Origin of the sequence: Neisseria sp. GT4A_CT1 (assembly GCF_000227275.1) — a bacterium.
Taxonomy (GTDB): domain Bacteria; phylum Pseudomonadota; class Gammaproteobacteria; order Burkholderiales; family Neisseriaceae; genus Neisseria.
This window is the reverse complement of the sequence record NZ_JH164971.1, coordinates 95,241-106,174: the sequence shown is the minus strand read 5'-3', so window position 1 is coordinate 106,174 and position 10,934 is coordinate 95,241. Positions and strand designations below refer to the sequence as shown.

9 protein-coding genes and 1 pseudogene are annotated in these 10,934 nt (G+C 47.3%); 4 read left to right on the top strand and 6 right to left on the bottom strand.

The window, feature by feature from the left end; genetic code table 11:
- The 3 genes from HMPREF1028_RS15645 to HMPREF1028_RS12300 form a co-directional block, all read left to right on the top strand.
- Window positions 1-670, top strand: a 670-nt coding sequence (locus HMPREF1028_RS15645; protein ID WP_009313110.1) for a DUF2345 domain-containing protein, incomplete at its 5' end; no start/stop codon positions are given.
- A 40-nt stretch (window positions 671-710) separates the two neighbouring features.
- Window positions 711-1,616, top strand: a complete 906-nt coding sequence (locus tag HMPREF1028_RS12305; protein WP_009313109.1) for a hypothetical protein — start codon at window positions 711-713, stop codon at window positions 1,614-1,616.
- Window positions 1,617-2,053: 437 nt separating this feature from the next.
- Entirely contained in the window at window positions 2,054-2,566 is a 513-nt protein-coding gene (locus HMPREF1028_RS12300) for a hypothetical protein (protein ID WP_009313108.1), read from the top strand.
- Between the two features lie 849 nt (window positions 2,567-3,415).
- Here the strand turns inward: HMPREF1028_RS12300 and HMPREF1028_RS12290 are convergent.
- From HMPREF1028_RS12290 to HMPREF1028_RS12265, 6 genes are all read right to left on the bottom strand, one after another.
- Window positions 3,416-4,420: a quinone-dependent dihydroorotate dehydrogenase gene (locus tag HMPREF1028_RS12290; protein WP_009313107.1), complete on the bottom strand. Its 1,005-nt coding sequence runs from the start codon at window positions 4,418-4,420 to the stop codon at window positions 3,416-3,418.
- Between the two features lie 131 nt (window positions 4,421-4,551).
- Window positions 4,552-5,082 carry an alpha/beta hydrolase gene (locus HMPREF1028_RS12285; protein ID WP_009313106.1) on the bottom strand — a complete coding sequence of 177 codons (531 nt, stop codon included), beginning with the start codon at window positions 5,080-5,082 and terminating at the stop codon, window positions 4,552-4,554.
- A gap of 10 nt (window positions 5,083-5,092) precedes the next feature.
- Entirely contained in the window at window positions 5,093-5,437 is a 345-nt protein-coding gene (locus HMPREF1028_RS12280) for a hypothetical protein (protein ID WP_009313105.1), read from the bottom strand.
- Window positions 5,424-6,203 (bottom strand): exodeoxyribonuclease III, encoded by a 780-nt coding sequence (locus HMPREF1028_RS12275; RefSeq protein ID WP_003758273.1) that lies wholly within the window; start codon window positions 6,201-6,203, stop codon window positions 5,424-5,426. The genes HMPREF1028_RS12280 and HMPREF1028_RS12275 overlap by 14 nt, the downstream gene beginning before the upstream one ends.
- Window positions 6,204-6,581: 378 nt before the next feature.
- Window positions 6,582-7,355: a transferrin-binding protein-like solute binding protein gene (locus HMPREF1028_RS12270; protein ID WP_009313104.1), complete on the bottom strand. Its 774-nt coding sequence runs from the start codon at window positions 7,353-7,355 to the stop codon at window positions 6,582-6,584.
- 179 nt (window positions 7,356-7,534) lie between these two features.
- Window positions 7,535-8,173 carry an acid shock protein gene (locus HMPREF1028_RS12265; protein ID WP_009313103.1) on the bottom strand — a complete coding sequence of 213 codons (639 nt, stop codon included), beginning with the start codon at window positions 8,171-8,173 and terminating at the stop codon, window positions 7,535-7,537.
- Window positions 8,174-8,301: 128 nt separating this feature from the next.
- Between HMPREF1028_RS12265 and hrpA the strand changes: the two are divergent.
- Window positions 8,302-10,934: pseudogene (gene hrpA / locus HMPREF1028_RS12260) on the top strand (ATP-dependent RNA helicase HrpA); the annotation flags it as partial.

Sequence of the window (10,934 nt, the reverse complement as noted above, 5' to 3'; positions counted from 1 at the left end):
TCAAAGACCTGAAAGAGGCAGGTTTGATCCAAACCGCCCCGCCGGCATCGCCACCGCGACACAACAAAGCCAACTGCACACCGCCAATGAAAACATCCACCTCATCAGCGGCAACCATACCGACATCACCGCCGGACAAAGCCTGACCGCCCATGCGGCAGAGAGCCTCAACCTGTTTGCGCAAAGCAGCGGCATCAAGGTGCAGGCCAATCAGGGCAAAGTGGAAGTACAGGCACAGAATGACGAGTTGCAGCTGAACGCGCTGAAAGACGCAACGTTAACCAGCAGCGCAGGAAAAATCACCATTGCGGCGAAGGAAGAGATTCTGATTACCTGCAAAGGGGCGTATATCAAGCTGGCGAACGGGGAGGTGGAGATTGGGAGTCCGAAGCTGGTTAGGGTGAAGGCGCCGATGGAGGTGACTGGGGCAAGTAGTTTTAATGATTTACAACTTCCCATATTTTTAACAAAAGAATTATACGATATACGATATGAGTTTTTAGATAAGCATGGAAATCCTTATATCAACGCCGATTATATTGCTTTTCTAGAGGATTATCAGGTAATTAGAGGAAAAACAGACAAGAATGGTCTTACTCAAATTTTTTACTCGAATGACCCCAAAAAAGTTAAAGTGCATTTAATACAAGGCACAGAAGATAATATCTAATATGAATATTTCAATACCATCTAAAAAGAAGGAACAAATAATGTCGGAAAAACAAAAAATGTATAGTTTTAGTGTATATGCTAAAGTAAGAACTAATGTTTTAAAACATAAATTATGCTACGACCTAAAAATACATAATAGAAATGGAAGTACTATTTTGTTCTTAAAAAAACAACCTTTAGGACTCAATGGAATGATTGGTCCACATGAAACTCGTAAAATTCCAATAAATTCCGCAAATAGTTATATTAAAGAAGTTATGTTGTATAAACTAATTGGTGGGAATGCTATACCAGTGCGTAAGCAGCCTTATATTATTCCTTACCCATTAGAAAATTTTAAAGGAAATACAATTAATCCTAAATTGCTGGAAACCACGTTAGATTACTTTGAATCAGAGGAGGTTCATGAAAAAAATAAAGTTGTTACAGTAGCAATTTCAAAAAAAGAATGTGTTTATGTTGAATATTTAAACGAACCTTTCCGGATATTTGCACTTAATTGTCTACCTGTTGAAAATATTGGCTGCCTAAATGGGCATTTAATGGTACATGGCACGATTAGCGTAAAAGACGGAGAAGTCTTTGTTTATGCTGAAGGTACAACTCCAGCAGCTCATCCTACTACTGGTGATGGTACTTTACATTTTCTAGGGAAAGCTACTTTGTATGATGAGCACAATATTCTCAAAGAAGAATTTTTCAAAGTTGGGAATTATATGTATGAAGCAGAAGAACATAATTGGTTCACAAAACCTAGAGCAAACCCTTTTTCACCACGCAAAATTATTGGACACGTTAAGATACGATTACCAAAACCAACATGCCGGAATAATTTCCATTTAGAGGTTGAATTTTCTTATCAAATTGAGCGCCCTGGTGCTGGTAGTCCTACATCATTAACCACTGCAAAAAAGAACTTTAAACTACAAACGTTCATAAAATGAAACAATAAACATATTTATAAGTCCTCTAATAAATAACTAGGAAAATTTCTCTTTACAACATGATGTTAAATAAACCTACCAAGTAAGAACCTGCAATTTTTTTATGAATATTACATTTTTTATTTCTTGAATATATTTTTGAATATCATCCATTAAACAAAAACATTATATACATAAGCAAACCTAGGATGGATTTAAAAGCTAGCTCCCACAAAGGTCGTCTGAAATTTTTTCAGATGACCTATCAAATACAGATCAAAAAGTAGGCTACTGCTCTAGTAATAACGTCTGCAACAAATCGTTTCGATAAACTATTTGATTTGTACGCGCTTAATGGCTTTTCCTCATAGTAATAAGTCTGCTTTGAACTGAATTTTCTTAGTTATCCGTGATAGTCCTTTGATTAAAACTGCAATTCGCCTTAAAAAGGTGTATCCATGAAGAAATTTATTAAATTAGCTTTAATCTCTTTAGGCACGCTATCTGCAATCATATTTATACCATTTCTGATATTAATGTTCAGCTATGATCAACATGATGATAATTATTACAAAACTCCTGCTGAGTTTTTAAATTCCAAGTCATTTTCATGGTACATTGATATTTTTCCCAAAAGCAGCAGCAATATATTCTTGATGACTTTTGTTGAAACAAATGAAATGATCGTTATTTTTGAAGCAAATAAAGCAGATGAAATACCCTTTTCCCAACTTTATCCTATAACTTCTAAAGGGATAGAATATTTAAAAAACTTCAATATTCCTGCTTCCCAAAAACAATCTTTTTTGGATAACGGTAAATTATATTGTTATTTTTATTCAAACAACTCTCCTTATTTGGTCAGTAAATACTATTCAAACAATCCTGATCTAGTACATTATATGTTTACATCACTCCGATCCGAGGAAGCTTTAGAGCTTTGTCCTTCAAATACCGTAAAAACGCATTAGCTCAATCCTGATTCAAATACCATCTCGGGTTTAGGATTCAAAAAACCATTATATTTTCTTCATATACTGAAACATGGGCATCAATTCTATTATTAATATCTACTTGCCAAGTATTGCTTTATTCATTCTTTTTATTTTTCTTGTTATTGAGTGGAAAAACGACGTGGAACTGAGAAAAAGAATGAAAGATATGAATTTCTTTGAAAGAAATTATATTTTCCCTAATTATTTTTATATATATACTGCAATATGGACAATAACTCTATTGATGCTACTTATTCATGAACCATTTTTTTATTTTATGTTTTTATTTTGTTTATTATTCTCTGGAGGGTTTATTCATACCGAAAGAAAAACAAGTCAATTGAGAAGTTTTATGTATGGAATGTATTATGGAACTCTATTTGTTCTCATAATCTGGTTGATTAATTTAAAACTGAATATAATTTCTTTACCTGATTAACAGGCAAGTGGAAGTTTTGCTGGAAATCCGACATTTTTAGGTAATTTGATGACCTCACTCCAAACTGCTTGTTTTTTATGAGAATATATTTGAATAAACATCGTAACGCTTTATGTAAAGCCCCCGTCCTGATGGTAAAAAGCTGGGACAGACATTACGGATAAAGTTTAATGCGGAGAAATCTTGTATGACTCAACTTCAGGTTATTTCAAGCAATTCCTCTTTAAAAGAAAAATATTATGTTTCTTAATAGCAAATAATATTGTTTGGGAATTTATCCTTCAATAGGTTATTGAGATCTGAATCTCCGTTAAAAAGGTCGTCTGAAAACCGTTTAAATCCAGTTAAACCGGTTTTCAGACGACCTTTTGTGTTGGAAATCGTGTTTACTTCAACGCTGCCAGACAATCCTTCACTAATGCCGGGCCTTTATAAATCATGCCGCTGTACACTTGGACGGCGGCTGCGCCGAGGCGGATTTTTTCTGCGGCGTCCTTGCCGTTCATAATACCGCCGACGCCGATAATCGGCAGCTTGCCGTCTATGTGTTCCGCCAATATTTTCAGCACTTGGTTGCTTTTTTCGCGCACGGGCAGGCCGCTTAGACCGCCCTGCTCGCCTGCGAGCGGATGGCTGCCGAGGCTTGATTTGTCGATGGTGGTATTGGTGGCGATGATGCCGTCCATTTCGACGGATTTGACGACGTGGGCGATGTCTTCAATTTGTGCTTCATCTAAATCGGGAGCGATTTTGACGGCGAGCGGGACGTATTTTCCGTGCGCGGCGGCAAGCTGCGCCTGTTTGTTTTTCAGGGCTTCGAGTAGCGCGCTCAGTTCGTCGCCGCCTTGCAGTGCGCGGAGGTTTTTGGTGTTGGGTGAGGAAATATTGACGGTAATGTAACTTGCGTGTGCGTAGGCTTTTTCGAGGCAGATTAGATAGTCGGCGGCGGCGTTTTCGATGGGGGTGCCGGCGTTTTTGCCGATGTTGATGCCCAACACGCCTTGATAACGGCTTTTTTCGATGTTTTGAATCATGGCGTCGATGCCGTGGTTGTTGAAGCCCATGCGGTTGATGATGCCTTGGTGTTCGGGAACGCGGAAGAGGCGCGGCTGCGGGTTGCCGGGCTGCGGTTTGGGCGTGACCGTGCCGATTTCGAGGAAACCGAAGCCGAGTGCGCCCAATGCGTCTATGTATTCGCCGTTTTTATCGAGTCCGGCAGCCAGTCCGACCGGATTGGGCAGGTTGATGCCCATGAGTTTGACGGGCTTGATGCGGTTGTCGGAAATCGGAAGCAAACCGAGTTTGTATACTTTGTTGAGCGCGTCGAGGGTGAAATGGTGGGCTTTTTCGGCATCGAGTTTGAACAGCAGGCTACGGGCTAGGGAATACATGGGTTTCTTTCGGATGATTGGCAAACCGCCGTATTTTACCCGAAACTGTTACTTGCCTGCGAAAAGGTCGTCTGAAACCTGATTTCCGGTTTCAGACGACCTTTTCTGTTTTATCCTTGCAAGTGTTTTGTTCAACTCAAGAGCATTTCCTGCATCAGCTTCATGCCCCATTGCCAGCCGCCGAGTGCGCCGTTGAGCGTGCCAGAGTGTGGCGACAGGAGGAGGCGGGCGTTCCACAGGTTTGCCCGTTCTTCCGCCCAGTTGCGCAGCATGCCGTTTTGTTCGGCGATGACAAGCGCGGTGCGGCAGGGGCAACGGACGCGCTGGAAGGTGTGTATTTCATCGTCGGGGAAGGCTTCTGGACGCGGCGACACAAGGATGATGTTGACGATTTTTTTCTGTGTCAGGATGTCGGTTTGGTAGAGCCACGCCAGAAAAGCGGATACGCCTGCGCCGTGTACGACGACGGCGATGTGTTCGCCGCTGATGCCTTCAAACGCTGTTTGAATATTTGCCTGCCATTGGGCGATGCTTTGATTGGCGGAAGCGGCAGCGGTTTGGACGACGGGATAGCTGACCGCCCAGCGGTCTATCCACATTTCTGCTTCGTCCGCGTCGCGTATTAAAAACAGCGTTAGGTCTTCGAGTTCGAAAGTTCGCATTTCAGACGACCTATTTGAGCAAATCGTTGAGCGTAAAGGTAATCAAGAGCACGGCGGGGACGCTTAAAACGGCACAGGTGGCGAGGCAGATCAGGATGTTGGCAATCAACCGCCAGCCTTTCCAACCGAAACACTTGGCGGCAATCATGAGGCAGGGCAGTGAAAACAGCAGCCACACAACTGCCCAAAGCGGATTGGCGCGGGTCATTTCAACCCAGCCGGACATCCGCGCCAGCATGAATATCGTCCACACCAGCATAGGCAGTACAAACGCGGCAACCACCCATGCCGCGCCTATGCCGGTTTTACCGTTCACATTCCAATCGTATTTGCCGAAAACTTTATTGGGCAGCATAGTCGTACTCCACGACCAAAGGCGCATGGTCGGAAAATTTCTCATCTTTATAAACATGCGCGGACACCGCTTTGGCGGCGAGTTCGGGCGTAACCATCTGATAGTCGATGCGCCACCCGACATCTTTCGCATACGCCTGTCCGCGGTTGCTCCACCAAGTGTAGCCGGGGTTGTCGGGATAGAGCGTGCGCCACATATCCGTCCAGCCGAGCGTATGGATGACTTTGCCTATCCATTCGCGCTCCTCGGGCAGGAAGCCTGAGTTTTTCTGATTGCCTTTCCAGTTTTTCAGGTCGATGTTTTGGTGGGCGATGTTCCAGTCGCCGCAAACGACAATATCGCGCCCCTCCGCCTTCATGGCTTCAAGCATGGGATAGAACGCGTCTAAAAAGCGGTATTTCAATTCCTGCCGCTCCGGCGCGCTGGTGCCGCTGGGCAGATAAAGCGAAATCACCGATAGCTTGCCGAAATCGCAGCGCACAAACCGCCCTTCCCTGTCGAATTCTTCAATGCCCATACCGATTTGCACATTGTCAGGTGCGCGTTTGCTGTACACCGCTACGCCGCTGTAACCGCGTTTCTCAGCGCAATGCCAATGGCCGTGCATCCCGTGCGGATTCTTCATTTCGTCGGACAAATCGGCTTCCTGCGCTTTGAGTTCCTGCACGCAGACAATGTCCGCGCCCGATGCGGCGATGTATTCGTAAAATCCTTTTTTGTAGGCGGAGCGGATGCCGTTGACGTTGGCGGAGATGATTTTCAGCATAATTTTGTGCTTTGGAATATTGGTTTGAGAAGAAAAACGGATTGTAACCGATATAGAGGAATCGCTACAAAACCGCTCTTCCTTTTTGCTGCAACTGTTTGTGAACGCTTCAACATTACCTTTGCGGACCAACCATAAAAATAGGTCGTCTGAAAACGGATAACCAAACCGTTTTCAGACGACCTTTCCCCTTGAGGTGGTTCGACGATTCAAAATTTTGTGCTTTTTTCGTTTTTAAATACTTTCTGCTTGAGTAACAAGGCCCGTAAGATGACCAACTTTACCGTGCCATTGCTACACATTTGATATTTATGCCGAAAGTCGTGAAATTTTGAGTGTCTGCACCCCTTGTAAAAAAGTAAATGCAACTTTCACTTTTTATTGTTTTTGGCCGGCAAACGTCCCTACGATTTTACCGACCTGATAAACACCGGCTGTCTCTGCGGCTGCGGAACCGAAGAAACCGCCGTGTATTTCTGCCGTCGGGGTGACGGAAGAAAATCTGTTGCCGTTGATATCCGCATCAACGGTGAGCGTTTTGTTGAAATAGCCGAGGCTGCCACTGACTTTTTTGCTTTCGAAATCAGCAGTCAGACGGCCTGTACCGTATGCCTGCGCCAGAGTACCGCGCACGCTGACGGTCGATACGTCGTAAACTGCCTGTCCGATTTTCGGCATTTCTGCTTCACGGGTAAAATTACCGTTGAAGAAAGCGTAATTGTTTTGCGACTCGGTCTTCACGATGCCGGCAACCGCATCGGGTGTACTGTGGTGCAGGACGTAATTGCCGCCAAAATTGGCAAGGCGTTTATTCTCCGAACCGCCGACGCTGTCCCGCCAGCCGTTTTTAAAACTCTCGCCTTGTACGGCTGCAAGATCGACCTCTACGCCTTCGATGGTAATCTTGTTCCAATCGGCATGATTGAATGCCACTGCGGAATCAGAAGCATTGTTTCCGCTGAAAAATTGTTTTCCGGATTCCGGTTTTTCCGATTTTGCAGCTACCGGCAATGCGGAAGCTGCGTCTGCCGAGGGCAGGGCTTGGGCAGATTTTGGAGCCTGTGTCGGCGTGGATTGCGTACTGGGGGAAGAGCTGCCGCCACCGCAGGCAGATAGGGCTGCAACACACATCAAAGCAAGATATTTTTTCATAATTTTGTTCTTAAAATTGTTATCTGACGAAGACAGGAACGCATTCTAAGCACAAACAATATGACTTTGTAATAAATATGCCAAACGAGCATTTTTTGCGACCAACGGCAATAATAAAGGCCGTCATAAAGTACACATTTACTTTTCAGACGACCTTCTAACAACCTTTTTATCAGCGTTCAGCTACATTGTTGGCGCAAAGCTTTGTCACGCTCCATCTGCACATTAATCTTATTCACCAAGTCCTTATCCAACAATTGGCTCTCATAATGATCCTGCACCGCATCCAAAGTTTGGATACAGGCGGCTTTGTTGTTTGCCTGACGGTAAGCATCGGCAGCATCGTTGGCGGCAGTCACTGTTTCAATCGGATTAAGGAAGTCGCCGCACTGTTTCAGATAATTTTGTTTGATATCCGCAGCCTGTTCGAATTTTCCTGAACGTAAGGTCGTCTGAAAACGGTTTTCCATCTTTTTGACACCTTGTTGCGAACAAACCTGCGGCAGTTTGTAATACTCCGACGGGAAAGATACACCCGCGCCGCAATAATTTTCGCAGCCCTCGGCATCCACTTTTACCTCATCCCCCTTGAATTGGAACGATATTTGGCAGCCTTCCCCATCTTTCCAAACCTTATTCTTATCCATTTTCCCTTGCGCGCCACATATATGCCCGCGTTCGTTGGCAGATTCAATATTGAACTGATTGCCGTTGATTTTCAGCCAGTCGTGGGCAATGGGTTGTTTCGTTCTGTACTCCGCGGCAAATGCCACGCTGCCCATGCTCATCGCCAAAACCAAACATAAAACTTTTTTCATAAATATTCCTTTTCATTAAACAATACAGCCTGCCTGCAATAGAGGTCTCCATAGTACCCATACCGATTAGGCAAAGCCAGTTTGCTATAATACTACCATTTTTATTCTCACCGACATCCGCCCGTACCATGCCCCATCTCGATTTCTCCCAAACCCTCTCCAAAGACCGCCATTTCCTGCAATCCGCCTTCAAAAATCCCAACAAATACGGCGGCTTGTCCAAAGTCGAAGAAAAATACCAAAAATCGCACGACCTCTATCTGCAACGCCTGTCCAAACTGCCCAAACCCGAGTTCGACAACACCCTGCCCGTTCACGAAAAGCTCGAAGAAATCAAAAAAGCCATTGCCGAGAATCAGGTAACGATTATTTGCGGCGAAACCGGTTCGGGCAAAACCACGCAGTTGCCCAAGATTTGTCTGGAACTCGGGCGCGGGGCGGCGGGGCTAATCGGGCATACCCAGCCGCGCCGTTTGGCCGCGCGCTCAGTGGCGGAGCGGATTGCCGAAGAGTTAAAATCAGAAATCGGCAGTGCGGTGGGCTATAAGGTGCGCTTTACCGACCACACCTCGCGCGATGCCTGCGTCAAACTGATGACCGACGGCATCCTGCTGGCGGAAACCCAGACCGACCGTTATCTCGCCGCCTACGACACGATTATCATCGACGAAGCGCACGAACGCAGCCTGAACATCGACTTCCTGCTGGGCTACCTGAAACAGCTGCTGCCGCGCCGCCCCGACTTGAAAGTCATCATCACCTCGGCAACCATAGACGCAGAACGCTTCTCCCAACACTTCAACGGCGCGCCCGTGCTGGAAGTGAGCGGGCGCACCTACCCCGTCGAAATCCTCTACCGCCCGCTGGCCAGCAAAGACGAAGACGACGCAGAAGTGGAGCTGACCGACGCGATTGTCGATGCGGCGGACGAATTGGCGCGACACGGCGAAGGCGATATTTTGGTGTTCCTGCCGGGCGAACGCGAAATCCGCGAAGCCGCCGAAGCCCTGCGCAAATCCACACTGCGCCGCAACGACGAAATCCTGCCCCTGTTCGCACGCCTGTCGCACTCCGAACAGCACAAAATCTTCCACCCCTCAGGCGCAAAACGCCGCATCGTGTTGGCAACCAACGTCGCCGAAACCTCGCTCACCGTGCCGGGCATCAAATACGTCATCGACACCGGCCTCGCGCGCGTCAAACGCTATTCCGCGCGGGCAAAAGTGGAGCAGCTTCATGTCGAAAAAATCTCCCAAGCCGCCGCCCGCCAACGCTCCGGCCGCTGCGGACGCGTCTCCGCAGGCGTATGTATCCGACTGTTTTCAGAAGAAGATTTCAACAGCCGCACCGAATTCACCGACCCCGAAATCATCCGCAGCAACCTCGCCGCCGTTATCCTGCGCATGGCAGCATTGAAACTGGGCGACGTGGCGGCATTCCCATTTTTAGAAATGCCCGACTCGCGGTATATCAATGACGGGTTTCAGGTGTTGTTGGAATTGGGGGCGGTTAATGAACACAACGGACTGACCAAACTCGGCGAACAAATGGCGCGCCTGCCCATCGACCCGAAAATCGCGCGTATTTTGCTGGCGGCGAAGAAGCACGACTGCATGGCGGAAATATTGGTGATTACGTCCGCGCTGTCGATTCAAGATCCGCGCGAGCGGCCGCTGGAAGCGCGCGATGCCGCCGTCAAGGCGCACGAGCGTTTTACTGACAAGCAGTCCGATTTCCTTGCCTATCTGAACATTTGGGACAGTTTCCAGCGCGAGCGCGATAAAGGCTTGTCCAACAAGCAGTTGGTGCAGTGGTGCCGCCAATATTTCCTGTCGCACCTGCGGATGCGCGAGTGGCGCGAGCTGCACCACCAGCTTGCCCAAACCGCGATTGAAATGGGTTTGACCACCAAGGAAGCCGCTTTCAGACGGTCTCCCGAAGTCAAGCAACTGACGTCGTCTGAAAATGCGGGCGACCAAGACTTATCCGCCAAACTCAAACAAAAACAACTAGATAAAAAGCAACACCGCGCCCAAATCCGCGCCGCCAAAGAAGCGGGCTACGAACAAATCCACCGCGCCCTGCTCACCGGCCTCATCGCCAACGTCGGCATGAAATCACCCGACGGCAACGACTACACCGGCGCGCGCGGCAGCCGCTTCCACCTTTTCCCCGCCTCCGCCCTGTTCAAAGCCAAACCCAAATGGGTGATGGCGGCAGAACTTGTTGAAACAACGAAACTTTATGCGCGCGACGTAGCCGCCATCCAGCCCGAATGGATTGAGCAGGAAGCCCCGCACCTCGTCCGCTACCACTATTTCGAGCCGCACTGGGAACAAAAACGCGGCGAAGTTATCGCCAGCGAACGGGTAACGCTCTACGGCCTGACCGTCTTGCCGCGCCGCCCTGTGTCCTACGGCAGAATCGCCCCCGAAGAAGCACGCGAAATCTTTATCCGCAGCGCGTTAGTGGCGCAGGAATGCGATTTGAAAGCGGATTTTTTTGTCCACAACAAAAAGCTGATTAAGGAAATTACCGAACTCGAACACAAATCGCGCAAGCAAGACGTGCTGGTCGATGATGAAGCGCTGTTTGCGTTTTATAACGAACGGCTGTCCGATTTTTTATACGGCGGACGCGGTTTCAGACGACCTACATCCTACAAATCCGCAGCAAACCGCCCCCTCCCCCGTGGGGGAGGGCTGGGGAGAGGGCAAAACAGTTGCCGCACAAACCAACTTTTTCCGCAGCCGCAGCAAGC

Coding starts and splice junctions, on each gene's coding strand:
- HMPREF1028_RS12305 (WP_009313109.1), top strand. CDS start 711: ATGTCGGAAAAACAAAAAATGTATAGTTTTAGTGTATATGCTAAAGTA.
- HMPREF1028_RS12300 (WP_009313108.1), top strand. CDS start 2,054: ATGAAGAAATTTATTAAATTAGCTTTAATCTCTTTAGGCACGCTATCT.
- HMPREF1028_RS12290 (WP_009313107.1), bottom strand. CDS start 4,420: ATGTATTCCCTAGCCCGTAGCCTGCTGTTCAAACTCGATGCCGAAAAA.
- HMPREF1028_RS12285 (WP_009313106.1), bottom strand. CDS start 5,082: ATGCGAACTTTCGAACTCGAAGACCTAACGCTGTTTTTAATACGCGAC.
- HMPREF1028_RS12280 (WP_009313105.1), bottom strand. CDS start 5,437: ATGCTGCCCAATAAAGTTTTCGGCAAATACGATTGGAATGTGAACGGT.
- HMPREF1028_RS12275 (WP_003758273.1), bottom strand. CDS start 6,203: ATGCTGAAAATCATCTCCGCCAACGTCAACGGCATCCGCTCCGCCTAC.
- HMPREF1028_RS12270 (WP_009313104.1), bottom strand. CDS start 7,355: ATGAAAAAATATCTTGCTTTGATGTGTGTTGCAGCCCTATCTGCCTGC.
- HMPREF1028_RS12265 (WP_009313103.1), bottom strand. CDS start 8,173: ATGAAAAAAGTTTTATGTTTGGTTTTGGCGATGAGCATGGGCAGCGTG.